The 24,236-nt window shown below is 52.1% G+C and carries 28 protein-coding genes; 16 read left to right on the forward strand and 12 right to left on the reverse strand.

The genetic code is table 11. From position 1 onward, the window contains the following. Window positions 1-6: 6 nt before the first annotated feature. Together J2T58_RS04710 and J2T58_RS04715 are read right to left on the reverse strand one after the other, a co-directional pair. Window positions 7-1,506, reverse strand: coding sequence for a methanogenesis marker 14 protein (locus tag J2T58_RS04710; RefSeq protein WP_253487815.1), 1,500 nt, complete (start codon window positions 1,504-1,506; stop codon window positions 7-9). Between the two features lie 56 nt (window positions 1,507-1,562). Beyond that, on the reverse strand, window positions 1,563-2,279 hold the full coding sequence (locus J2T58_RS04715) for a heparan-alpha-glucosaminide N-acetyltransferase (RefSeq protein WP_253487817.1): 717 nt from the start codon (window positions 2,277-2,279) through the stop codon (window positions 1,563-1,565). A gap of 113 nt (window positions 2,280-2,392) precedes the next feature. Here J2T58_RS04715 and J2T58_RS04720 point away from each other — a divergent pair, with 113 nt between their 5' ends. The 7 genes from J2T58_RS04720 (at window position 2,393) to J2T58_RS04750 (ending at window position 7,274) form a co-directional block, all read left to right on the forward strand. Beyond that, the gene (locus tag J2T58_RS04720; RefSeq protein WP_253487819.1) at window positions 2,393-3,610 is read left to right on the forward strand and encodes a YcaO-related McrA-glycine thioamidation protein; all 1,218 of its coding nucleotides are present in this window, start codon (window positions 2,393-2,395) and stop codon (window positions 3,608-3,610) included. Then, the gene (locus J2T58_RS04725) at window positions 3,567-4,202 is read left to right on the forward strand and encodes a TfuA-related McrA-glycine thioamidation protein (RefSeq protein ID WP_253487821.1); all 636 of its coding nucleotides are present in this window, start codon (window positions 3,567-3,569) and stop codon (window positions 4,200-4,202) included. The genes J2T58_RS04720 and J2T58_RS04725 overlap by 44 nt, the downstream gene beginning before the upstream one ends. Window positions 4,203-4,236: 34 nt before the next feature. After that, window positions 4,237-5,127 carry a class 1 fructose-bisphosphatase gene (locus tag J2T58_RS04730; RefSeq protein ID WP_253487823.1) on the forward strand — a complete coding sequence of 297 codons (891 nt, stop codon included), beginning with the start codon at window positions 4,237-4,239 and terminating at the stop codon, window positions 5,125-5,127. Window positions 5,128-5,133: 6 nt separating this feature from the next. Then, a complete protein-coding gene (locus J2T58_RS04735) occupies window positions 5,134-6,063 on the forward strand; it encodes a fructose 1,6-bisphosphatase (RefSeq protein WP_253487825.1) in 930 nt (309 codons plus the stop codon). A 46-nt stretch (window positions 6,064-6,109) separates the two neighbouring features. Next, entirely contained in the window at window positions 6,110-6,346 is a 237-nt protein-coding gene (locus J2T58_RS04740; protein WP_253487826.1) for an LSM domain-containing protein, read from the forward strand. 4 nt (window positions 6,347-6,350) lie between these two features. Beyond that, window positions 6,351-6,698 (forward strand): helix-turn-helix transcriptional regulator, encoded by a 348-nt coding sequence (locus J2T58_RS04745; protein ID WP_253487827.1) that lies wholly within the window; start codon window positions 6,351-6,353, stop codon window positions 6,696-6,698. A 63-nt stretch (window positions 6,699-6,761) separates the two neighbouring features. Further along, window positions 6,762-7,274: a type IV pilin gene (locus J2T58_RS04750; RefSeq protein WP_253487828.1), complete on the forward strand. Its 513-nt coding sequence runs from the start codon at window positions 6,762-6,764 to the stop codon at window positions 7,272-7,274. Here the strand turns inward: J2T58_RS04750 and J2T58_RS04755 are convergent. Then, the gene (locus tag J2T58_RS04755) at window positions 7,246-7,815 is read right to left on the reverse strand and encodes an endonuclease dU (protein WP_253487829.1); all 570 of its coding nucleotides are present in this window, start codon (window positions 7,813-7,815) and stop codon (window positions 7,246-7,248) included. The two genes, J2T58_RS04750 and J2T58_RS04755, sit on opposite strands and share 29 nt — an antisense overlap. Before the next feature lie 39 nt (window positions 7,816-7,854). Between J2T58_RS04755 and aglJ the strand changes: the two genes are divergently transcribed. Then, window positions 7,855-8,793 carry an S-layer glycoprotein N-glycosyltransferase AglJ gene (aglJ, locus tag J2T58_RS04760; protein ID WP_253487830.1) on the forward strand — a complete coding sequence of 313 codons (939 nt, stop codon included), beginning with the start codon at window positions 7,855-7,857 and terminating at the stop codon, window positions 8,791-8,793. On the opposite strand, the gene J2T58_RS04765 is transcribed toward aglJ, so the two are convergent. From J2T58_RS04765 to trxA, 3 genes are read right to left on the reverse strand one after another with little or no spacing between them, the layout of a single operon-like run. Then, window positions 8,774-9,319, reverse strand: coding sequence for an aldolase (locus J2T58_RS04765; protein ID WP_253487831.1), 546 nt, complete (start codon window positions 9,317-9,319; stop codon window positions 8,774-8,776). The two genes, aglJ and J2T58_RS04765, sit on opposite strands and share 20 nt — an antisense overlap. Continuing rightward, complete coding sequence (locus J2T58_RS04770) at window positions 9,292-9,915, reverse strand: endonuclease III domain-containing protein (RefSeq protein WP_253487833.1); 624 nt, start codon at window positions 9,913-9,915, stop codon at window positions 9,292-9,294. The genes J2T58_RS04765 and J2T58_RS04770 overlap by 28 nt, the downstream gene beginning before the upstream one ends. Further along, window positions 9,915-10,184 (reverse strand): thioredoxin, encoded by a 270-nt coding sequence (gene trxA, locus J2T58_RS11290; RefSeq protein ID WP_253487836.1) that lies wholly within the window; start codon window positions 10,182-10,184, stop codon window positions 9,915-9,917. The genes J2T58_RS04770 and trxA overlap by 1 nt, the downstream gene beginning before the upstream one ends. Before the next feature lie 118 nt (window positions 10,185-10,302). Between trxA and J2T58_RS04780 the strand changes: the two genes are divergently transcribed. Then, window positions 10,303-10,797, forward strand: coding sequence for a ferritin-like domain-containing protein (locus tag J2T58_RS04780; RefSeq protein WP_253487838.1), 495 nt, complete (start codon window positions 10,303-10,305; stop codon window positions 10,795-10,797). A gap of 116 nt (window positions 10,798-10,913) precedes the next feature. Here J2T58_RS04780 and J2T58_RS04785 read toward each other — a convergent pair whose 3' ends face one another. Both J2T58_RS04785 and J2T58_RS04790 read right to left on the reverse strand, forming a co-directional pair. Beyond that, a complete protein-coding gene (locus tag J2T58_RS04785) occupies window positions 10,914-11,903 on the reverse strand; it encodes an Rpn family recombination-promoting nuclease/putative transposase (RefSeq protein WP_301287478.1) in 990 nt (329 codons plus the stop codon). A 441-nt stretch (window positions 11,904-12,344) separates the two neighbouring features. Next, the gene (locus J2T58_RS04790) at window positions 12,345-12,884 is read right to left on the reverse strand and encodes an acylphosphatase (RefSeq protein WP_253487842.1); all 540 of its coding nucleotides are present in this window, start codon (window positions 12,882-12,884) and stop codon (window positions 12,345-12,347) included. A gap of 274 nt (window positions 12,885-13,158) precedes the next feature. On the opposite strand from J2T58_RS04790, the gene J2T58_RS04795 reads away from it, so the two are divergent. The 3 genes from J2T58_RS04795 (at window position 13,159) to J2T58_RS04805 (ending at window position 15,279) form a co-directional block, all read left to right on the forward strand. Then, the gene (locus J2T58_RS04795) at window positions 13,159-13,341 is read left to right on the forward strand and encodes a hypothetical protein (RefSeq protein WP_253487844.1); all 183 of its coding nucleotides are present in this window, start codon (window positions 13,159-13,161) and stop codon (window positions 13,339-13,341) included. Between the two features lie 143 nt (window positions 13,342-13,484). Beyond that, window positions 13,485-13,682: a type II toxin-antitoxin system HicB family antitoxin gene (locus tag J2T58_RS04800; protein WP_253487846.1), complete on the forward strand. Its 198-nt coding sequence runs from the start codon at window positions 13,485-13,487 to the stop codon at window positions 13,680-13,682. A gap of 493 nt (window positions 13,683-14,175) precedes the next feature. Continuing rightward, entirely contained in the window at window positions 14,176-15,279 is a 1,104-nt protein-coding gene (locus tag J2T58_RS04805; RefSeq protein ID WP_253487848.1) for a DNA topoisomerase IV subunit A, read from the forward strand. Window positions 15,280-15,302: 23 nt separating this feature from the next. Here the strand turns inward: J2T58_RS04805 and J2T58_RS04810 are convergent, their stop codons facing one another. Further along, entirely contained in the window at window positions 15,303-16,424 is a 1,122-nt protein-coding gene (locus J2T58_RS04810) for a glycosyltransferase family 4 protein (protein ID WP_253487850.1), read from the reverse strand. 174 nt (window positions 16,425-16,598) lie between these two features. Between J2T58_RS04810 and J2T58_RS04815 the strand changes: the two genes are divergently transcribed. The 4 genes from J2T58_RS04815 to J2T58_RS04830 are packed head-to-tail and all read left to right on the forward strand — an operon-like array spanning window position 16,599 to window position 21,346. Then, window positions 16,599-17,693, forward strand: coding sequence for a DegT/DnrJ/EryC1/StrS family aminotransferase (locus J2T58_RS04815; RefSeq protein ID WP_253487852.1), 1,095 nt, complete (start codon window positions 16,599-16,601; stop codon window positions 17,691-17,693). 33 nt (window positions 17,694-17,726) lie between these two features. Further along, window positions 17,727-18,644, forward strand: coding sequence for a Gfo/Idh/MocA family protein (locus J2T58_RS04820; RefSeq protein ID WP_253487853.1), 918 nt, complete (start codon window positions 17,727-17,729; stop codon window positions 18,642-18,644). Next, a complete protein-coding gene (gene wecB / locus J2T58_RS04825) occupies window positions 18,641-19,735 on the forward strand; it encodes a non-hydrolyzing UDP-N-acetylglucosamine 2-epimerase (RefSeq protein ID WP_253487854.1) in 1,095 nt (364 codons plus the stop codon). The genes J2T58_RS04820 and wecB overlap by 4 nt, the downstream gene beginning before the upstream one ends. Before the next feature lie 42 nt (window positions 19,736-19,777). Then, a complete protein-coding gene (locus tag J2T58_RS04830; RefSeq protein WP_253487855.1) occupies window positions 19,778-21,346 on the forward strand; it encodes a nucleotide sugar dehydrogenase in 1,569 nt (522 codons plus the stop codon). Window positions 21,347-21,376: 30 nt separating this feature from the next. Here J2T58_RS04830 and J2T58_RS04835 read toward each other — a convergent pair whose 3' ends face one another. From J2T58_RS04835 to J2T58_RS04845, 3 genes are read right to left on the reverse strand one after another with little or no spacing between them, the layout of a single operon-like run. Beyond that, window positions 21,377-22,678, reverse strand: coding sequence for a hypothetical protein (locus tag J2T58_RS04835; protein WP_253487856.1), 1,302 nt, complete (start codon window positions 22,676-22,678; stop codon window positions 21,377-21,379). 36 nt (window positions 22,679-22,714) lie between these two features. Continuing rightward, a complete protein-coding gene (gene pseI, locus J2T58_RS04840; protein WP_253487857.1) occupies window positions 22,715-23,758 on the reverse strand; it encodes a pseudaminic acid synthase in 1,044 nt (347 codons plus the stop codon). Window positions 23,759-23,779: 21 nt separating this feature from the next. Then, window positions 23,780-24,094 (reverse strand): hypothetical protein, encoded by a 315-nt coding sequence (locus J2T58_RS04845; protein ID WP_253487858.1) that lies wholly within the window; start codon window positions 24,092-24,094, stop codon window positions 23,780-23,782. Window positions 24,095-24,236 lie beyond the last annotated feature (142 nt).

Consider the following 24,236-nt stretch of genomic DNA (forward strand, 5'->3'; position numbering starts at 1 on the left):
TGTCGGCTATCTCCCGATTTTTATCCTTTTGCTCATGATACATGGTCCCCCGCGGACTCCGCCGAGAGGATTCTTCGGCTTTCCGAGGGAGTTCATACATCGCCCCATCAATGCTGCGCCTCGTGCAAGACCATCATCGACGAAGACGAGGTGATCGATCGGATCGGAGAAGATCTCACGTTCGGTGATCCCTTCAACGATATAGTCGGGTTTCTTTCCTGATATCACCGCACGGCCGGTAAAGCCGATTGACGCATTCTCAGGCACCATCTTCTGTTCGATACAGATATCGATCATCCGAAGTGCCATTCCGGCACAGACCCGGTCGATCACCTCTGTCACAACAGGCAACTGGTATTTCGCATAGATCTCCGCACCTATCTTTTTTAGGTTGTCGATCCCGTCTCCATCAACACCACAGTCACATCCGATCAATGCGACCCCGGATTTCTCTGCAACATCCGCAAAGACCGGAACTCTTCCAAAACGTTTCCGATCAGATGGTACAACCCTTATGTCGATGTGATCATGGCAGAGATCAACATACTCGTCGATCACTTTCTTATTCCGTCCCAGACTGAACCGGCTGCCGCTGAATCCCTCTCCGAAGATGTCAAGTGCTGTCCCGGTTCTCTCCTGAACAAGACCGGTTCCCCGGATGATCGCATCGGGTATGGCACCGGCGAGACCGCAGAAGTTCCCGATGGTCTTTGCAAAGGGGTTTTCGGCATCCCTTGGGACGTCGCTTGTGATCCTCCCGTCAAGGGTTGTTCCAAAATCAAGGGATAAACAGGGGTTTCTGAAATCAACAGGTGTCCATTTGGCCCCCTCCTTGATACCGGCCATGGCAAGCTCACCCTCCATCTCGTTTGCCACCATCTCAACCCCGGTACTCCCGACCGGGGGGAGGACGCCCGCTACTGCACCGGTGAAGACGAGACGATCTGCATAGCTTGCTTCCCGAAGTTTCTTTGGAAGATTGTCTATCGACATCGGGGGCGTCATCTTCCGGGGTGGGACACCGGCTTCAAGGCATCCGTTTGCAAGAGCGATGATGAAATCGCCTATCTGTTCGGGTGATTCCATCGCAGCGACGACACCGGTACTCCGAACCACAAAGTCGAGATCATCTTTGATGCTCAGATTTGCCTCTTTATGGCACTTGATAAGCGTATCCCGGACGAGTTCTGTGACCGACTCCCGTGTCAGCTTCGTGCCGTCAAGCGTTGCACCAAATATCTCCTCCCCCGGCTTTGGCGGCCGGACATCGCGACTCATACTCACCGTCTTATTGATCACATAACAGGACCCGGTCTCCAGGCTCGTGCCGGTCAGGATACATTTGGTTGTGGTATTCCCCATCTCGATGGATGCGACGATGAAGTACGGCTTGTTCTTGTATTCTGGCATCTGCATGCCGGCACCGTGGGTTATCGACGGTGGGGGCGGGCTATGAACGATGTGTGGTTTCTTCCCAAAGAATCGCTTCAAAAAACCGGCGCACATACTAATCGATACTCAAGGGAGAACAATATATCTTTCTGTTTCACGTTTGGTGCAAGTCAGAAGAGGAGCGGTTTTAATATCAGGATGATCCCGATGATGATCGGCTGATGGATGAGGTAGATGATGAGGGTGTGCCTTCCGATGAAGGCGAGTGCCTGTACCGGTTTATTCACCTCCCTTTGTACAATATTCCCTGTATATAGGATGGATCCGGCCACGAGTCCTAGGAGCATAACTGCAAACCAGGGGATGATTGGGAGATAGTCAAGGCTGTACAAGCCGGGGGTGTGGATGCCGAGGGGGATGAGGTAGTCCGGTCCTGCAATCGGGTAGACAAAGAACCAGATGAGGAGAATAAACGCTGCCGGCAGGATATTCCATCTGCCGAACCTGAGGAAGGGGATGGCAAGAATGGTTCCCGCTCCGATGAGATGGAGGATTCCCCAGATAATGAATCCTTCCCGAGGATAGATCCACGTGGCAACGGTAATGCCTGCACCGATGAGAAGCAGAAAAAGGCCTCTATGGAGGAGTGGTATGGCTATACTGTCAATACGTTTTCTTTTCAGCGATTCTGCCTTCAGGTGAAGCGATATTCCGGCAATGAAGATGAAGGTGCCTGCTATGGGAATTGCCGCATACCAGATATCCGGATGGATGGTATAGATCCCAAAGTACGCGAGATCAAAGAGAATATGGTAGATGATCATCAGGGTGAGGGCGGTTCCGCGTGCCGCATCAAGAGCGCCATCCCGGACTACGCCTGACCCCATACTTGGAAGATCTCTCTGTATGGTGGGATAAAGTACTCTCTCTTCTGGAAATACCACCGATGTTGAGGGGAAAAATAGTAATCATATCAGGAGAGATGTTGTAGAAGAGTCAGATGCATCTGAAATCCTGCCCGAAAGGGTATATGATCGAGACCCATCGTGCGGTCTCCCCGGAGTCGACGCTTGAGAGGGTAGAGCCGCTCCTTCCACAGGCAGGTATTACACGCGTTGCTGATATCACCGGTCTTGACCGCCTTGGTATCCCGGTATTCTCCTGCATCCGCCCGACGGCAGCAGGTGGTGCCATCTCGGTCTATAATGGAAAGGGGGCCACACCGGTTGCCGCGCGGGTCTCAGCGATCATGGAGGGGATAGAACGGTGTTCTGCTGAGATGGAGAAGCCCCCGGTCACTGTCGCGCGGTATTCGGATCTCCTCTCCAGAGAGCCGGCAGTGAACCCGGTGGATCTGATCCTCCCTTCCGGTGCAGATCCGGATGCCCCCCTCCCTTGGGTGGCAGGATATGATATCCTCAGGGAAGAGGAGGTTCTCCTCCCCGCACATGCTGTCTATCACCCGGTTGCGAGAGCCTGCAGCCCCCTCTTCAGGACGAATACAAACGGAATCGCCTCGGGGAACACCCTTGAGGAGGCGATCTTCCATGGCCTGATGGAGGTGATCGAGCGGGATGCGTGGTCGATCGTTGAAGCAACACGGTATACCGGAGAGCGGATCATTGATATTTCTGATCCGATGAGCAGGGAGATTATTGATCGCTTCTCCCATGCCGGCATTGATCTTACGATCCGCAATATCACAAGCGACATCGGGATACCCACCTGTGCGGCTGTCGCTGATGATACCGTCCTCCTGGATCCCTCCCTCCTTGTGACCGGGATGGGGACGCATACAACACCGGAGATCGCCATCCTCCGTGCCCTCACCGAGGTTGCGCAGAGCCGCCTTACCCAGATCCATGGAGCCCGGGAAGATACGGTCGTTGCTGATATGCGCAGACAGATAGGATATGAACGGACGAAGAGGCTCAACGGCTACTGGTTCCGGGAGAACGGGGATGTCGGGTTCTCATCCCTACCGACCTATACAAGTGATGATCTCCTCACCGATATCAGGCATGTCTGTGCGAAACTGGACTCGGCCGGGTACGACCGGGTGATCGTCTCTGACCTGACCCGGCCTGATATGGGTGTTCCGGTTGTGCGGGTTGTCGTCCCGGGCCTTGAGGTCTATGCGATGGATCAGGAACGTATCGGAGAGAGGTGTAAGCATGCCCGGCGTAGTCGTCTTCCTCGGTCCAAGTCTGCCGCATGATGAAGCGCGGGCGATCTGCCCGGGCGCAACGTTTCTCCCCCCTGTCCGGCGGGGTGATCTCCTTGCTGTTTCCGGGTCTGATGTATCTGTCGTCTGTATCATCGACGGGTACTTCTTCCAGGATGCGGCGGTCGGCCATCGTGAGATACTCTCTCTCCTGAAGGCCGGAAAGAGGGTAATCGGTGCGTCAAGTATGGGAGCGCTCAGGGCAGCGGAACTTGACACCCTCGGGATGGAGGGGGTCGGCCTGATCTACTCCCTGTACCGGGATGGGACGCTCGTATCGGATGATGAGGTTGCACTTGTCTTTGATCCCGAATCCTGGCTTCCCCTCTCTGATCCCCTCATTAATATCAGGTGCACCCTCCGCCTTGCAGAGGAGAAGGGGATTCTTACCAGGGATGAGCGGCAGCTGCTCCTTCGTACAGCCATCGATCTCTTCTACCCGGAGCGGACCTTCGACCGACTGGCAGGTATGGTATCACCGGACAGGAGAGGCGCTTTTGTTGCTTTTACCCAACGATCAGCAGTTGATCAGAAACGGAATGACGCTATCGAGGCGTTGGAACGGGTCGCGGCGTTGATCGGATAGCATTAAGTCGGCGTTCCAACAATGATCATCCCGTATGATTACTGTACAGGAGTATCTCAGGGAACATGGGTGTGATGAGGATCTCGGCCGCCTCATCTCTCTCATCGCGGATCAGGCGGATCCGATCCGGGGGGCCTTCATTGCAAACCAGAGCTATGCAACGACCCTCAACTCCTCAGGTGAGGTTCAGGCAGAACTGGATGCATGGGCTGATGACCATCTGATCAGGGTCATGAAGGAATCAGGGCTCGTCTCCAGGATTGCTTCAGAGGAGCAGGATGAGGTTGTTGAATGCCCTGAGAGCTGTTCTGACTATACGGTCGTGATGGATCCTCTGGACGGCTCTTCCCTGATCGCTGTCAATCTCGCGGTTGGTTCGATCTTTGGGATATATAAGGGGCCGGTTCTTCAGCGGGGCCGGGATCTCGCTGCTGCCCTTTACCTCCTCTATGGCCCGATGACGACCCTCACCCTCTCCATTGGATCCGGTGTTGCCACCTTTGCACTCGCAGATGATGGCCGTTTCCTCCTGATGGAGGATGGAATTCGTATGCCCGAGGGGAGTATCTATGGGAGCGGCGGTACCCGGCCTGAGTGGACAGAGAAGCATACCGCGTTCATCACCTCGATTGAGGATGACGGGGGGAAGGTCCGGTACTCCGGATCCTTTGTCGCCGACTTTCATCAGATCCTGAAATACGGGGGCCTGTATGCCTATCCGGCTGCCAGGGGCAAGCCAGAAGGCAAGCTCAGGCTCGTCTTTGAGGCACAGCCGATCGGTTTCCTTGCCATGCAGGCCGGGGGGCGGATCAGCGATGGTTTCACCGATACTCTTGATATTCTTCCCACAGATGTCCACCAGAAGATCCCGATCTATGTCGGAAGCCGGGGGCTCATCGAGCGGCTCGAGTCGATGGGGGAGTAGCCGGTAATGGCTGATCTCCTCTCCTGCACCCTCGTCACCGCCCGTCTCGGAGGCTTTGTGGGGGCTCATCGTGCCCATCCCGGGATGCTTGAGATTGCAACCCGGCTCCTCAGAAAAGAGGAAGGGGGGGTGATCATCGATTCTTTCGTCTTCAGGTGTGGTGATTCGGTCGGTCTTCTCCTGACCCACCGGGATTCAATGGAACATCTTCAGGATCTGATCAGGAGTGTCATCACAGCGTGCAGGGAGTATCTTGACAGGAAAGGGATCTCCTGTGATATCTCCGATCCCCCGTTCGCCTCTGCCAGACTGACTTTTTCTGAGCGGGACCGGGAGACGATCCTCGTCCTCCTCTCGGATCTCCCCTCCATCGACCTCTATAATCTCCATCTCTTCCGGATTTTTGGTGATCCCTTCGGAACTACACGGCTGGTGACGGAGGATGCGCTCCGTGAAGGGTTCGTCTTCCACCTCTCCGGGGATCGTGTCTACAGTCTGCCGGAGGATACATATCGTCTCTTATCTTTGATACGTAAACCCCAGGATGCCAGGGTGCTCAGGATCAGCAGGAGGGACGGGGAGCCTGTAGCATCTGTTACCACTCCTCAGGAAACCGGATCTACCGGGCTGATCATCCGCGCAGGGGGGGTCTTCCCTGATACCGGTGAGATCATCGAACCGTTTTCGGTTCCTTCCATGGCTCGATCACCCGGAAGGCCGATGATGCCTCTTCTCCCGGTCTCTCTCTGCGATGCCCAGGGTTCGCGATCGGGGGGCCCTCCCCGGATCGTCTCACTCGGCTTCTCGATTGCGAATGGAAGGCTAATCGGTCCTGCGGATATCTTCGATGATCCGGCGCTTGATCAGGTGCGGCGGCTCGGCGCTGATATCACCGGATATGCACGATCCCATGGGCCGTTTGATCCGTTTCTCTGAGATAGCATGAAAAGCTTAATCTGTGTACGATCCCATATTATCCACAATGGTCTCAAGTATCGTGTTGCCGATAAAAAAAGTCAATTCTCTGGTTGAATCCCGGATCATCGTTGAAATTAAGGATGATGGTCGGAGATTTCAGGGAAGGCTTATTGCAGTCGATGAATACCTGAACCTCCATCTGGAGGATGCGACCGAGATCGCAGAAGAATCCAGGGAGCGAAACCTCGGCTGTGTCGTGATCCGCGGGAACAACATACTGAGTATCGCACCAGTTCTCTAAGCTTATGACCGACGAACTGTTCGACGAAGCACTCCGGGTGATCCAGTCGAAGAGTGACGGAGTACTCCAGAGTGAACTCTGGAAGCTCCTTGATGTCGATTCAAGGAAATGCTCCCGGATTGTCAAGCGGCTTATTGACCTTGGGATGGTCGAACGTCACGAGTTTCGTAAGAACGGGATTAAGACCTATCTTCTGAAATCCACAAAGAAACGGGTGGTCGATCCCCTGCTCTTACTTGCCGGGGATCATCTCGTCCCCTGTGTCGGATGCGAGCGCGAGTGCGTTGTGGAGAGTTGCGAGCTCCTCCTCGACTGGATGTATGAGCTTGCCGTCTCTGATTTCGAGGAGTAGGCCTCCTCTGTTTTTTCGGATCAATTGATCCTGGATAAATATCCGTATTGAGAATGGTATAGGGTGAATCGACCCCGATCAGAGGAGGGGAGCTGCCAGGTGCATGGTGTGATGCTCCTTGTTGCCATCACCATCATCCTTGCCCTCCTCCTCCTCCTGATGCTCCATATCCCGCTCTGGCCCACATACTCAAAGGGGCCGCCGGAGATATTTGCGATCACCGATCTGAAGCACCATTGTGAGACCGGTAGGCTCAATTACGACAGCAGGGTGACGATCATGCATACCGGCACGGCCATCTACCGGAACGATGATCTCAGGGCAGAGATCTTCGTCAATGATCAGAAGACGCATGCAAATATCGTGACGATGAATGCCCATCGATTCATATCATCATACCATATCGGTGTGCAGCGCCTCTGGGGCATCGGGTCGACGGGGCACTACTGGTATCCGGGAGCCCCCGTCTACCTTGATCTGACGGATGGCACCTTCAGGCCCGGTGATCTCGTCAGGCTTGATGTCTATCATAAGGAGCATGGGCGCATCATATCCCGGTCTGAGATGATCGCATGACCGATCGCGCAATAAGCCGTGCAACCCTGACCGGCTCGGGGACCTTTCCGTCCAGGGTGATCTGGTGTATGATCTCTTCGGCCGTCGTCAGGGGAATGCCGGCTCGCCTGAGATAGACCGTATGGCCTGTATGGAGGCGGACAAAATCCCGTTCCCCGAGTGCTTTATATGCGGCAAGTCTCTCTGAATCGCCGGGGAAATGGTATCTGAGTGTATCGCATAGCCCGTCTGATTGCTCATACGTAATAATAATAACAGGCCGGTCTGTCGTCTGGCTGATGATGTCAGGACTGATGATATTATACCAGGCCATCACAGCACCGGATATGAGGATGAGATTGATGTCAGATCGGTTCAGCGTTTCATAGATCCGGATGATGGCCTCTGTTGCATCCATCCCTCCAACAGTAATGGTCTCCAGTGCGGCGCCATCTATCCGGAGATCCCGCCGCATCACGATCCCGGCCAGGATAGATCGATCCCGTCCCCTGAAGCTCTCTGCAATGCCGAGGATCCGGGTGCCGGATTTTTCCGGATGCATGAAAGCCATTATCAGAGTAGACTTATTAATTATTGTACAATGGCCATCGAAAGAGAGGATGTCTGCATCCTTATTCCCACACTCAATGAAGTTCTCACCATAGGTCCCCTGATCCAGGACTTCAGGGAGATGGGTTTTTCGCATATCTTTGTTATCGATGGGAACAGCACGGATGGAACCGTTCAGGCAGCTGAAGCGGCAGGTGCCCGGGTTGTGCGTCAGACAGGGAAGGGGAAGGGCACCGCCATCATCGAGGCCTTTTCATTGATAGACGATCCCTATATCCTGATGCTGGATGGGGATGGAACCTATGCGCCGGCAGATGCAGACCGGATGCTCGCCCCCCTTGCAGAAGGTGCCGACCATGTCATCGGGGATCGGCTCACCGCCTGTGATGAGGGTGCCCTGACCCGCCTGAACCGCTTTGGCAATCATGTCATCAACGTCCTCTTCAAATGGGCGCATGGCGCGTATCTCCAGGATATCCTCTCCGGGTACCGGGCCTTTACACAGGAGTCCCTTGACCGCCTGAAACTGAAGGAGACCGGATTTGAGATCGAGACTGAGATTGCAGTTGAGGTCGTCAGGAATGATCTGAAGGTCGTCGTCATCCCGGTGAGCTACTGCGAACGGCCCGGCACCCCAACGAAGCTCCATCCGTTCCGTGATGGATATAAGATCATCAGGACGATCTATCGCCTTGCCAAGGTGGCAAACCCCCTCTTCTACTTCGGCCTGATCGGTATGCTTCTTACGGTAGCAGGCGGCCTTCTCGGGGTGTATGTCGTCTATGAGTGGTTCCAGAATATCGAACGGATTCCGATGACGATCCTGACGGTCCTGCTCATCATGGCCGGGCTGATGATCACGATGTTTGGACTCCTCGGCGATCTCTTCCTGGCATTTCACCGTGAGACGACACAGGAGCTGAAAAAAGTGCGGGAAGAGCTTGAGAGCCTCAAAGGGAAGATGGAGTGAGCCTGCCAGCATAGAAGAGGACACGGGTGGCATGTTCTGCCAGTGATGTATAGAGATATGCCTCATCCAGTGTCTTCCCGGCGGCAAAGGTTCCATGGCCTTGTGCAAGGACAAGATTTCTATTTTTCAGGGCGGAAGCGACATTTTTTGCAAGCTCTTCTGTTCCAGGGTCTCCTGAAACGACCGGGATCTCAGGTGCCAGCATCTTCCCTTCGCTGTCCAGCGGGATGATCTGATCCATCAGAAGGGATGCGGCGACGGCACAGGACGGATGGGCATGCACGATGGCCTTATGCGGGGTATCCCTGTAGATCGCCTGATGCACCCGGTACTCGCTTGAGGCGTTTTTTGGAACCTCCTCTCCATTCTGGACGAAGATGAGATCACCTGGTTCGTCCAGATAGGATCCGCTCCGTGTGATCAGGTATCCCTGTTCTGTTCTCTCACTCATATTTCCGAAGTTGCCACCGACCAGACCTTCAAGAAAGAGTCGTCGGCCTATCCGTTCAAAGCTTGTATGCTGCATGATGTACACTTCTTTGCTGTACAATGTTCTTTTGCATATTCGACGATCTGGCCGTGACAGGATCGGAGACGATTGTTGTCATGGTCCAGGAGTTCCAGAAAGAGTCTCCTGAGCTCTCTATCCGGGAGGTCGACTCCGGCACACCGGCAGATCTTCCTGGTATAGGCATCGATGACAAAGGTTGTGCGAAAGAGACCATAACAGAGGATACTGTCTGCGGTCTCCTCACCGACACCGTTTATTGTAAGGAGTGCCTCTCTGAGGTCATCGGTTGGCATCTCTCTGATCGCTTCGCCGAGGTCGTGTATGATGAAATCGGCGAGCCTCCGGAGCCGGGCTGTCTTGATGCGATAAAAGCCGGTGCACCGGATACAGGCTTCGATCTGCTCCGGGTCTGCGGTGCAGATCGCCTGAAGGGTCAGGAGGTCGGCATCTGCCAGTTTTCTACATGCAGATCTGACATTCTCCCATCGTGTCTGCTGGGTGAGGATTGCACCGATGGCGACCTCATCGAATCCGGCGTTCCACCAGTCGATATACCCGTATCTTTTATCAAAAAAAGAGATGAGATTGTGTAATCTGTCTCTCTCACTCATCAGATTAGCGGTTTTAAAAGCTCCATGAGACGGCCTGCATCTGTCACTCCCTCGAGTTTATGCACAACAGCCCCATCTTTTTCGATGATCAGTGTGGGAACGACCTGAATCTGGTATTTCCCTGCGAGATCCATATGCTGATCAACATCGAGCTTTTTGATCTCAACCGCATCTCCGAGTCGCTTTCCAACTTCCTCAATGTACGGAGTCTGCATCTTGCACGGTCCACACCAGGTGGCATAAAAGTCAATAAGAACTGGTCTGCTCATGGAAAATACCTGATCGTACAGTCGATGATAGGAGCAATAAAGATTGCCATTTCCCACTATTTCGTTGAGGTAAATTATATATAAATCAGAATGCGTAAGAGTATTTTTGAGGTGTATCATGGGAACAAAAGGAAGAATGATCGTCGGCATGAATGTTGATGAGCTTATTATGCTCCTCAACCGTGCACTTGCCGACGAATGGCTTGCGTACTACCAGTACTGGATCGGATCGAAGGTGATAACAGGACCGACGAAGGATGCGGTCATCTCGGAGTTGACACTCCATGCGACCGAGGAGCTTGGCCATGCCGACCTCATCGCTACCCGGATTGTGCAGCTGGGGGGTACCCCGATTCTTGAGCCGAAGGCGTGGTATGAGAAGACCAACTGCGGATATGAAGCACCTGTTAATCCATTTGTCAAGGAGGTGCTTAAGCAGAATATTAAAGGAGAGCAGTGCGCGATCGAGACCTATAACAATCTCCTCTCTGTTACGAAGGATTCTGATCCGATCACCTATACGATGGTGTTAGGAATCCTGGCAGATGAGATTGAGCATGAGGAGGATCTTCAGAGTCTGCTTGAGGATCTGGATGCCATTATCCGGGATTGAATAGAGTTCTTCTTTTTTTTGGAGTTCGAAACCTTTTGTCCGGATCTGACCTGAAAAGATGGAGAGGGAATCAGATCCGATTTGTGTACTTTGATCGGCTGATGGGTAGCGGAGATTCAGATCAGATGACGAATCTCATCTTCCGGTAGTCCGGTGATCTCTGCGATCTCACCGATGGACATCCCAAACGCCTTCATCCTTCGGAGAATTGTCCGCCGCTCCTCCACCTTCCCCTCTAATTTCCCTTCAGCCTTCCCCTCCGCCTTCCCTTCAGCTTTCCCTTCAGCTTTCCCTTCAGCTTTCCCTTCGGCTATTGCCTCTGCCTTCAGCTCAGCGGTCCATCGTTTTACCTTTTCTGCTAACATGGTCTCCCCACAAAATGGATTTGGAAGTGGTTTATTTTCATCTGTCTTTAAGGTATTCTCAAAGAATAGCGAGAAATCGCCTCGCAGAGGATCGAGTTTTGGGTCCTTTTTCATCCATGCGTTCAGCCTCTGGCCAAGAAGGAAGAGATCATCATTTCCTGATGACTGCTCAAGGCCAAAGAGGCTTGCAGCAAGATTTCTCGTTTCGACGAGATGATGCAGTGAGAGCCGCAGTTCGTCTACCACGAGATACGGGACCGACGGCCGGAACCTGAGGATGGGATCCGGCATCAGGATGTTTGCACCGATATCATCCGGGACGTTCCAGGGACTCTCCCCATTATAGAGGACGATCGGAAGGATCCCCGGTAATGGTCTTCGTGCTGAGTGCCTCCCTGTTCGTATCAGATCCTGCCAGAGGAGCGCCATGTAGGACATGATCCTGATCGGCATCGTCGGATCAGGCGTGGACTGGAACTCTATTAAGAGATAGATGATCAGAGTCTGGTCATTGTACCTGACACTCCAGATACAATCGTCTTCACGTTCCCTGAGATCATCAGTCACATAGCTGCCATTACACCGCTTCAGTGTTGCAAAGTCACAGGCCGAGGCAAATCCGGGATGAAGAAATCCGGAGATGAGGTCTGCCATCATCTCTTTGTGACTGAAGAGGCGTTTATAAGAATGATCTGAATCTGTGATTGTTCCCAACTCCCTTGATCTCTTCTGTAAGATCATCAATGCCCGGAGAAGACTCCCTTTCCATCCCCTGGTGGCAGCAAGGGTGCGACGCACTGATATTGAGTAATCTGTTAGATCCCCTCATAATGGTCGGGAGCGGGGGGTGAAAGTGAAGATGGTTTTTTTGCCGATCTCCCTTCACCTTCGCAAAAGGAGAACTGTAATGAAATCACCAGCGATCATCGCAAGGGAGGGGACTGCAGGCAGGTACCTCACCTGGATGCGATCGCCATACCGTTTGGGATCAGCACCATCGTCCCGATAGGACGTACAGCAGCTTGATGGATGCTGCACGGGCGACGTTTGATGCAACGCCTGGAAGATTGAGGGGATCGGATTCTGAAGGATGCCGGTATCCTTTGAGAAGAGCATTCTGTTATCAATGAAAAGCTGGATGGCAAGTTTCAGGTATCGGCACGGGTATTGATATGGAAAAAATCAGACCTGTATTCCTGCGCGGATGAGTGCATCCTTAATGGAAGTGAGTTCCTTTCTGATCTCCCTGAATTCGTCATCAAGGTATGAACGGGTGTCTTTCCGGAGGAGTGTGATCTCATCCCGGGTATCTTTTCCGACCTCAAGCATCTGATCCTGTTTATCCAGAGTCTGATCTTGTTTTTGGAGGCTGGTGTCAAGTTTCATATCCATACTATGCAGAACATTCCCGGCATAATCCATCCGCTCAAATGTCTCCAGCTGGATATCGCCCCTGATGATCTCAAAGTCGCTATATGCTCCGGTGGGCTCTTCCCATATGACGGTAAACGATTTGACAGCAATGGGCCGCTGGATAATATTAATCCGGTTGATCAGATCAAGCAGTTCTGACTCTTTCCCTTCTGCAACGATCTCCACCTCGCCAGTGTCCAGGTTTTTTACATATCCGGATATGTCTGTTTCAAATGTCTCATTGTAGACATGCTCGCGATAGCCAACCCGCTGAACCCGTCCCCTCGCAATAGCGACAAACCGCTTCATTATATCTTCATATGGAGACGGGAGGTGAAATAGTTTCTTCTGCGCGGAATGAGGGATACGTAAGATATAACCATATTAGAGCGATTCAGTGTCATCCGGGCCTGAGGCTGCCAGGATAAGAAGAATGTCGTGTGGCTGACCAGGTCATAGGACGAAGCGGGGGATGGCGGTGCCCCCCCGCGGAGTCTGAGTGGGTTAAGGTTCAATGAAGACCTTTATGTGGAAAAAATCACCATTATTGTCAGGCTATGGGAGATGGCTGAGTGGTACTGTGATGAAGTCAGATATCCAGTTCATCAAAGAAGAGCTTTCAGAGATAAAACAGATGCTCCATGAGTTGCTTCTGCGCTATGAAGCGGTAGGAATGATGAAGCTATCGAATCACTCCCTACACCAGTTTCTCCAGGATGAACCGGATATCTATACACTTGATGATGCAAAGATTGTGTGTCGGTGAAAGGAATAATACCAGTGGAGGGGTTGCCTGGATCTTTTCGGATAGGTGCATATCAGAAGATACTGGCTGCAATGACATAATCACGAAGTATTTTTCATCCAGACAAAAGAGTATTACTCTACAGAAAGGAGAGATCAACTACCATGACCAGTTTTGGTGTTGTCATTGAAAAGGACGCTGATGGTTATTATGCTCATATCCCCGCAGTCCAAGGATGTTATGCGCAGGGTGACACCTATGAGGAGGTCCTCACCAATATACATGAAGTGCTACACCTGATTCTTGAAGAGATGGTTGCATCAGGCCAGCAGAACCCATACAAGATTTCACAACATGAGTGATTCGGGATCATATCTGTATTCCTGAACGAACAAGAGCTCCCTTGATAGAGGTTATTTCTCACCGGATATCCTTTTTTTAGATGGGACTTAACCGGGTCTCTTTACACACGCAAAAATGGATAGAAAACTGAGATTGATGGAGAGAGATCAGTAACAAGATGTGGGCGCGATAGCGCCCTAATCCCAATGGCGGGTGCGAACAGCACCCGCTTGGTGACCGATAGGTCGCCCACCCCGAGGACGAAGCGGGGATGGCGGTGCCCCCCGCGAAGTCAGAGTGGGTCTGAGTAGGTTTTGGTCATAGGGAAATATCAATAGGGAAGAAGAGGACATTGAAAGAATGAAAAAAATCCGAGCGGTAAACCATTCAGACAGTTATTTCATAGAAGGCTGCCAATGTATGAGTAGTTCTGTATACTGTAACCACCAATAAATCGATATAACAAACTGCTACCCATCAGAGAAAAGGATCCACACCCCAGAGGAACCCACATTGAAAGAAATATCAGAGAGCGATCAAAAGAAGAACACCCACACAATCGACCGCCTCGTCGGCATTGCCCGGCAGTGGTATGACCAGATTGCAGATGGCGAGATCCCCTCGATCAATCTGCCGATCCGGACGAAGCAGAATATCACGTATGATGATGCGACCGAGGTCTGGAAGTACGGGGAGAAGGAGAGCACCCGTGCCGCATCGACCGCCCGGAGTGCGACACACCTGCTGAAGATGGCCTATACCATCGGTTTTCTTAAAGAACAGCTCCTCCAGAACCGGTCATCGACGCTGAGGGAGATGTACTATATCTCTGAGTCCTGGAAGAAGGCGAAGTTTGCTGCACAGGATGAGAGTAACTATCTCGTCGAGGATCTCGAGATCGTCACGCATGTTGAACGGGAGGCCTTCCATCTCCGGCCCGAGGAGGACGGGGCGTCGATCTTTGGCTCTCTCAGACTGCGTGAGTCGACCCGCCGTGGGATCCGTGAGATCCACTGCCGGGATGATGTGGGGGAGGCCGGGTATTCCATCCCAAATAATGTCGGGAATGTTGATCTGATCGACCATGACGCGAAGTTCGTCATTGCGATGGAGACCGGCGGTATGTATGCCCGTCTCCAGGAGAACGGTTTTGATGAAGAGTTCGGTGCGATCCTCGTCCATCTCAAAGGCCAGCCGGCCCGGTCGACCCGGCGGATGCTGAAGAAGCTGAACGAGGATCTGAAGCTCCCGATCCTCATCTTCACCGATGGCGACCCCTGGAGTTACCGGATCTACGCCTCGGTCGCCTATGGCTCGATCAAGAGCGCCCATATGTCCGAGCTCCTCGCCACCCCGGCGGCGCAGTTTGTGGGTGTCCAGCCCTCGGACATCCGGGACTATGATCTCCCTGCCGACAGCTTAAGCGAGCAGGATATCGCCGCCCTGAAGGCAGAGCTGACCGACCCCCGGTTTGCAACAGACTACTGGCGCGAGCAGATCAATCTTCAGTTGTCGATGGGGCTGAAGTCGGAGCAGCAGGCGTTTGCGGCGAGGGGGCTGGATTTTGTGACGGGGGAGTACCTGCCGAAGCGGTTGAAGGAGATGGGGGTTGTGTGAGAGGAGGATTTTACATAATATGATTATTTCTGAAGCGTTTCGTAAAAATCGATCAGCACCTTTTCCATATTTCCCCAGTTATATTTTTCGATAACTGCCCTTCTTCCATTTTCACCCATCCTTCTTGCCTCCGCAGGGTTACTTAAGAGATAGTCAAGAGCCTCTGCGATGGCCTCCACATCTGCCGGATCAACAAGGATACCACAGTCTGCATCTTCAACCACTCTTCGTATCTCTGGCAAATCACTGGCAATAACCGGGAGCCCCATCAGCATGTAGTCGAAGAGTTTGTTTGGGAGACCTATTGAAATATTATAATAATGTGGCTGAAAGAGGAGAAGGCCGAGGTAACATTTACTCAGTTCTTCATACATTCTGCGATAAGGAAGATGACCTGTTGTCGCTATCCAGCTCCATTTATCATCCATATCAGGTACACAATCCACAAGATCAAACCTGATATTACCAATAAGTTTGAGTGATACATCAGTGTGAAGAGGGATTATTCGTTCAACCGCAAGAATCCCCTCAAGGATTCCATGGAAGAGATGCATATTCCCGGCAACAGATACAATGATTTTTCCTTCATTATCTGAATGACAAACAATGTTATATTCAGGGATTGAAAAGTTTGAGATGATAATTGATCTAATTCCTCTTCTTTCAAACCGCTCAGCAACACTTTCACTGACAGCTATTATACCATCAGATTGTTTCGCCAATACATGTTCAATAATATTTACAATTGATCCTACGACCCTCTGTCGAATGGATCCTTCTTGCATATGAAAGTCGAACGGGATTTCACTAGGCCAATGTTCATGAACATCATACACTACAGGTTTGCGTAAGAGTAACTTCAGAACAAGACCGATCAGAAGAGAGTCAGGCTCATGGCAATGGAATACATCTGTATCCACCTTTCTTGCTGCAAGAAAGATTCGAAAAATGGTTAGCGGATGAAAGAGAAGCGATTTTGATTTTTTTACAGTAATTATTTTGATGCCAGCCTCATCGAACCTATCTGAAATATCACTAGGGGCAATAATCGTCACAGCATGTTTTTTCGCAAGGCTTCGCGCCTCTTTCTGGAAGATTCTTCCATCATTGTATGGATGAGTTGTGGTGAGCATGGAGATTTTCATAAATTGTCCAGATCCAGATAATTTCGAGTAGAGATATTTATTGATAAGCTCAATTTCCTATCTTCAGGATGTTCGACAATAATAGGACGTGGGGCTGATTAATCATTTCCAATGCAAAAATGTATCATACTAACCATCATATTTGTAATGAACTGAGATCTTTTGAGAGATTATATGCAGATCCCAATCGCCCGCCCATCCCTTGGCCCTGAAGAAGCAGAAGCCGTTACTGCCGTCCTTGCATCCGGAATCATCGCCGAAGGACCCGTTACCAGATCATTTGAGCATGAATTTGCCACGTACTGCGGGGTTGCCCATGCCGTTGCCATAAACAATGGGACCGCCGCTCTCCATGCAGCTCTTCTTGCAGCAGGGGTGGGATCTGGTGATGAGGTAATTGTCCCTGCATTCACCTTCTTTGCAACCGCATCATCGGTTGCGATGACCGGGGCAAAACCGGTCTTTGCGGATGTGCTGAGAGATACCTGTTGTATCGATCCGGATTCTGTATGTGATCGGATCACAGAAAAGACGAAAGCGGTGATCGGTGTCCACCTCTATGGCCAGCCCTGCGATGTGTTTCTACTGAGAGAGATCTGCTCAGACCGGGGACTTGTCTTCATTGAGGATGCAGCACAGGCTCATGGAGCGGAGATCAATGGAGCGAAGGTGGGCTCAATCGGGGATCTCGCCTGCTTCTCCTTCTATGCCACCAAGAATATGGCGACCGGAGAAGGGGGGATGGTGACAACCAACTCAGCTGATCTACATGACCGGCTCCGGCGGATCATCAACCACGGGCAGTCCGAGAAGTACATCCATACCGAGATCGGGTACAACTACCGAATGACCGATATTGCCGCTGCCATCGGGCGGGTGCAGCTGTCGAAACTGGATGGATTCATCCAGGCACGGCAGGAGAATGCAACATTCTTCAACGAGCATATCGATGTCACCGGCATCATCACCCCTGTCGTTGCTCAGGGCAGATCCCCTGTCTGGCACCAGTATGTAATACAGGTAACAGAGGATGCCCCGCTCTCCCGTGAGGAACTGATGGCGTACCTGAAGGAGCAGGGGATCGGATCTGCCATCCACTACCCGGTGCCGCTCCACAGGCAGCCGGTCTTTGCATCAATTGGAGCTGATGGTGGGATTGCATGCCCGGTTGCAGATGAACTCGCAGAAAAGGTTCTCTCGCTTCCTGTCCATCCCGGTGTCGGTGCAGCAGAGCGGCAATATATTGTGGATGCTTTGAACAAGCCATAACTTGGGTTTTCAATAAGGAATGGAGAGTATGAGATGAGGGATGCTGGTGTTATCGGGTGTGGGGTTATGGGCAGGAACCATGTCCGGGTCTATAGTGAACTGAAGGAGGTCGGGACAACCTATGTCTTTGACCTTGATACAAAGAGTGCCGAAGAGGTGGCTGCCTATACCGGAGCCGAGGTCTGTTCATCAATTGAGGAACTACTCCGAAAGGTCGATCTCGTCTCGCTTGCTGTCCCCACCCGGTTCCATTTTGAGACAGCAAAACAGGTGATCGGATCCGGAGTGCATACCTTGATTGAAAAACCGATCTGCGGAACCGCAACCGAGGCAGAAAAGCTGATACAGGAAATTCCTGAGGGGATTGTCGTTGGTGTTGGGCATATCGAGCGGTTCAACCCGATCGTCCCTGAGATCAGAAGAATCGCAACCGCCCCCCAGTATGTCGCCTTCCACCGGCACAACCCGGCATCCGGCCGGATCACTGATGCCTCGATCGTCGAGGATCTGATGATCCATGACATCGACATCCTCTTCAATGCCTTCTTCCCGGATCAGGAGTATTCCTTCTCGGCACGCGGGAACGGCGATATCGCCCTCGTCCTCGGATCAGTTGATACCACCTCCTTCTATCTCTCTGCATCCCGGAAATCCGCAAAGAAGATCCGATCGATCTATATCGAGGAGGAAGAGCGGACGATTGAAGGCGACTTCATGACCCAGGAGATCTTTGTGTACCGCAAGCCCGAGACCTATGATCAGACCAATGGCCTGTATAGGCAGGAGAATATCATCGAGAAGGTACTCGTCAATAAGGTCGAGCCCCTGAAGGTCGAGCTCCAGGCATTTGTACGGGCAGCTCACGACGGCAAACCATTTGAGGTGACACCGGAACAGGGGCTCCTGAATCTCCAGATCTGTGAAGAGGTTATGGAGGAGATGAAGAGGTGAAGATCGTCTCAATCGTCGGCGCCCGCCCCCAGTTCATCAAGTGTGCCCCGGTCTCACGGGCACTCCGAAAGGATCATCAGGAGATTCTGGTGCATACCGGCCAGCATTATGATGAGAATATGTCCGGCATCTTCTTTGAGGAACTATCCATTCCAACACCCGACTATCATCTTGGGATCGGATCCGGCTCCCATGGTGCGCAGACCGGCCGGATGCTCGCTGCGATTGAAGAGGTGCTGCTGAAGGAGACCCCGGATATGGTCATCATCTATGGTGACACCAACTCCACCCTCGCCGGTGCGCTGGCCGCTGCAAAACTCCATATTCGGATCGCCCATGTCGAGGCCGGCCTCCGGAGCTTTGACCGCAGCATGCCTGAGGAGATCAACCGTGTCCTCACCGACCATGCATCTGATCTCCTCTTTGTCCCAACCGAAAACGGGGTTGCAAACCTCGCCCGTGAGGGTATTGAAAAGGGTGTGCATCGTGTCGGGGATGTGATGGTCGATGCCCTCCTCTTCAACCGGGAGCTGGCAGCACGATCCGATATTCTGGATCGACTGGATCTCAAAACAGGTGCATATTACCTCGCCACTGTCCACCGTCCCAGCAACACCGATGATGAAAAGAACCTCAGGTCGATCATGGCCGCATTTGCCGCTCTTGATCTGCCCGTGATCTTCCCCGCCCACCCGAGGACGCGGAAGTTCCTTGAGCAGTACGGAATTGCTGGTGACACAATCACAAATGTCCGTCTCATCGAGCCGCTCCCCTACCTCGATATGCTTGCACTGCTCGGCCAGGCAGCCGCTGTCCTCACCGACTCAGGCGGTGTCCAGAAGGAGGCATATATCCTGCAGGTTCCCTGTATCACCCTGCGGGAGAATACCGAGTGGGTTGAGACAGTTGAGGATGGCTGGAACGTGCTTGCAGGTGCGGATACAAACCGTATCATTGCAGCTGTCAATCAGATCACCGGAGAGAGGCGAAATCAGCAGAACGGGCAATTCCGGACCCACTCCGCACACTATGGCGATGGCACCGCCGCAGACGCGATCAGACGGATTATCAGTGCATTTGACAAAGAATAAGAGAGACAACATTATCGATGGATTGAACCAGAGGAGACGAACATGACAGACCGGCACCCAGAGAACCACCAGAATCATCTCGCAACACTGTTCAAAGAACGCGGCCCCATCAGAACCATCGGTGTCATTGGCATGGGCTATGTCGGGATCCCCGCCGCCGTCCTCTTCGCCGATATCCCCGGGATCACCCATGTCTACGGGTTCCAGCGGGACTCAAAGACCTCGGGCTACAAGATCGCGATGCTGAACCGGGGCGAATCCCCCCTCAAAGGCGAGGAGCCGGGGCTTGAGCCGCTCCTCAAAAAGGTTGTTTCTACCGGGACCTTCTCCTGCACACCGGACTTTACAAAAATTGCAGACTGCGATGCGGTGACCCTTGCCATCCAGACCCCATTTCTGAATCATGCAGATCTCCTCCCTGACTTCACCCCGCTCATCGACGGGCTCCGGCATGTCGGTCAGAACCTCCGGCCCGGAATGCTTGTTGTCCTTGAATCGACCATCACTCCCGGTACCACCGCCGGGATGGCCCGGCAGATCCTCGAAGAGGAGTCCGGGCTTGTTGCCGGCCGGGACTTCGCCCTCGCCCATGCCCCTGAGCGGGTGATGGTCGGCCGGCTGCTCAGAAACATCCGCGAGCATGACCGGATCGTCGGCGGGATCGATCCCATCTCAACAGAGCGTGCCGTGGAGCTCTATACCCCGGTTCTGACGACCGGCCGCGTCATCCCGATGACCGCAACCGCCGCCGAGGTGACCAAGACCGCAGAGAACACCTTCCGCGACCTCCAGATTGCCGCCGCGAACCAGCTCGCCCTCTACTGCGAGGCGATGGGCGTGAACTTCTATGATGTCCGGGCCGGGATCGACTCGCTGAAGGGCGAGGGGATCACCCGTGCCATCCTCTGGCCAGGTGCCGGGGTCGGCGGCCACTGCCTGACGAAGGATACCTATCACCTGGAGCGTGGGGTTCAGCTCGCCGCAGAAGCAAGAGATACAACAGAAGCTGAGGACGTGGCAGAAGTAGGGAACGCAGCAGAGTCCGGAAAACCCGGAAAATTCCCGGTGGCAAGAAAAGCCAGAGCCACTGTCCTCGACTATCCCGAAGGGCGGCCCTCGCTCTACACCCTCGCCCGCGAGATCAACGACTTCATGCCCGCCCATATGCTCCACCTCACCGTGGCCGCCCTTGCAGAAGCCGGAAAACCCCTGAAAGGCGCCCGGATCGCCCTCCTCGGCTGGGCCTTCATCAACGATAGCGACGACGCCCGGAACAGCCCGTCTGATCCATTCTATCAGGCTGCAACGGCGGCGGGGGCCGAGGTCCGGGTGCACGACCCCTGGGTCGACCCCGCCACCTCGCCGGATCTCCCGAGCCCCGATCAGCCGGACGGCGGCCTCACCATGGATCTGGAGCAGGCGCTCGCCGGTGCAGATGCCGTGGTGATCTTCACCGGGCATGCGGCGTACCGGGGGCTGGTGCCTGAGGATGTGAAACGATGGTGCGGGTGCGAGCGGCCAGCGATCGTGGATGGAAGGAATGTTGTGGAGCCGGAGGAATGGGTGAAGGCAGGGTTTGTGTATAAAGGGGTTGGGAGAGGGGATTTATAATCGTCCCTAAAAAAAAAAATCAAAACCTTGCTATTCGTGATTGCGATTCTTACACATCTCCACGATTTCATTGATGAAAGCATCCAGTTCTTCACCACTGGTGTCCATTGTTGGTTCAGCACGACCTTTTGCAAGGGTATGTATAATCCATTGTTTGATCAAATCAGAATCTTGAGGGATCACTTCAGCGATGCCGAGGGAGCGTTCGTGTACGTAGTAACTTTCGAAACTATCTGCATCCTTTATTCGTGGGTTTAAAATTCCACTCCGAATACCACCCCATGCTGCTTCGATGACAATCGAACTATCATAAGTAATATGCAAATCTACTTTCCGGAGCACAAGTGGTAATGGCAGAAAACTATCATTAATCCACTTATTAGTGATTTCAGCACCGAAGGTTGAGATTAGATAAGACTTAGCCAGTTCCAACTCATTTTCATCTCGTAATTGAACCGGGTGCAACCTGAGCACCCAATTATATTGATCATATGTTTCAAGAATAACATTTTCAAGGGATTCAATCATAACTCCATTTGGAACATCTTCATAAATATCCATTAATCCCCATTGTAATGACACAAGAATTGAGGGTCTGACTTCATCCCAAGACTCAGAGGCAGGAATTATATCCTGTACCAGTATATCATTCTGATTCGCTATCATAAAACGTAAAAACCAAGGATTCCCGATTCTTACAACTCGAATTCCCTTCTGAACAGCCCACTTGGATAATGTGGCAACACTATGATCATCCCAGCAGAGAAAACCAGTTGGGAGCATTTCGGTGGGGGTGTCTATCCGATATTTCGCTCCATACCATGGATGAACATCTGAAATAACACCGTGCTGGAGATCATATACAGGAATACCCAATCCATTTCCTGCTTGACATAAAAAATCATCTGGTTGAATACTAATTACAATTCCAGGGTTTGCTTTTTTTAAAATTGAACTCCATAAGGTTACACGTTGTTGTTTCTCCCATTCTAATGAATTTTGTGTTCCTTTAAATATTTTTATAAATTGTTGCATGACAGCAAAAATAATATAATGCTGATGGAATGATACAGGGCAGTTATATGCCCGTTCTCCTGTTAGAATTGATAGTGGTCTGGCAACAGATTTTACCTTTAAAGAATGATTAATTAATAAATCTCCTAAAGAATCTACTAAGTGTGCATACGCTTTTCCATTATATACATATCCACAATTATTATCATGACGATATAGAAGGATATCACAAGAAGTTAAACTCTTCCATGTATCTTTAATTAAGAAGCCGCATATTATATCTCTGAGAGACTCATTTCGCATTTTAATAGTAAACATAATATTTATTTATAAAAAAATTATTGTAATTTGTATTCACCCAACCATCCCCCACTCAACCGCCATCCCTTTCTTCACATCCCTATTAACCCGCTTCCCCATTAAAACTTCATAATACTTCGGCGCAAGCCCAAGCCCCGGCCGGACGCACCGCAGGTTCTCCTTTGTAAACACATCACCGGCCTTCATATCCTCGGCAACATAGAGGGACCGCCGGAACATCAGAGATTTCTTCTCCGCCTCACCCGGCCCATACACCACCCCGCCAAGCGACTGCCAGGCGCGCTCCGTCTCCTCCACCAGCATTTTCAGTTCAGCTGGCTCTATTGAAAATGCGCTGTCAACCCCCCCGTCGACTCGGCTGAGCGTGAAGTGCTTCTCGATCACTGTTGCTCCATGGGCGACCGCCGCCACCGCTGCGCCGATGCCGAGAGTGTGATCCGAGAGCCCGACCTCGCAGTTGAAAAGTTCGCGCATATGCGGGATAGTGAGGATGTTGCTGTTTTCGGGGGTGGACGGGTAGGTGCTCGTGCACTTGAGGAGGATTAGGTTCTGGCACCCGGCATCCCGTGCGGTGCGCACCGCCTCGTCCAGTTCCGCGATTGTCGCCATTCCGGTTGAGATGATCAGCGGTTTGCCGGTTGCCGCCACCTTCCGGATCAGCGGGAGATGGTTATTCTCAAACGAGGCAATCTTGTATGCAGGGACATTTAGGCTCTCAAGGAAATCAACGGCAGTCTCGTCAAACGGTGTTGAAAAGCAGATGAGCCCGAGCTCCTCTGCCCGCTTCATGATCGGCTCATGCCACTCCCAGGGCGTGTATGCCTGCTTGTAGAGATCATAGAGGTTCTGCCCTGTCCAGAGGCTCTTCTCATCGCTAATGAAGAACTCTCCCTCGGCGACATCAAGTGTGATGGTGTCTGCCGTGTAGGTCTGGAGCTTGATCGCATGGGCGCCCGCTTCGGCTGCTGCTTCGACGATTACCAGGGCACGGTCGAGGGAGTGGTTGTGGTTCCCGGACATCTCGGCGATGATGAAGGGGGGTTTGTTTTGACCAATTGTATAATCACCTATGTTCATAACGGATCACCATAATATGAATCAATTATTGAGCGATAAATCACCCTGACTAATGATCTGAAGAATGTAACGTCTGCCGTTATATTCAAACCAAGCAGGATATTTCTCATTATCAACGGTTCTTAAAAAATTAAAGTGATTTTTTAAGGGACAGTTGATGTCAATCTGACTGTCTTCAGGACGACGGCGCGGATAATACGTTGCCTCTCCATCCTGGGGAATAGCGGAGTGAATGACATCTGGATACTCGTGTACAAAGTATCTGCATAACTCATTGATTGCCTCACCTAGTGCATATTGCATTTCACTGAGCAGTTCACTTCCAGAAAATGACAAGATATCCTGCTTGTATATGGCTCCACTATCAACAGATTCTGCTGCTTTGTAAATGGCGGGATCAAAGTGCCCAAAAGTGGCGGAATAAAAATGCTCATTTCAACAACATAAAACCTCTGTTATACAACCCTTTCAGACATGG

The organism is Methanocalculus alkaliphilus (genome assembly GCF_024170505.1).
Lineage (GTDB): Archaea > Halobacteriota > Methanomicrobia > Methanomicrobiales > Methanocorpusculaceae > Methanocalculus > Methanocalculus alkaliphilus.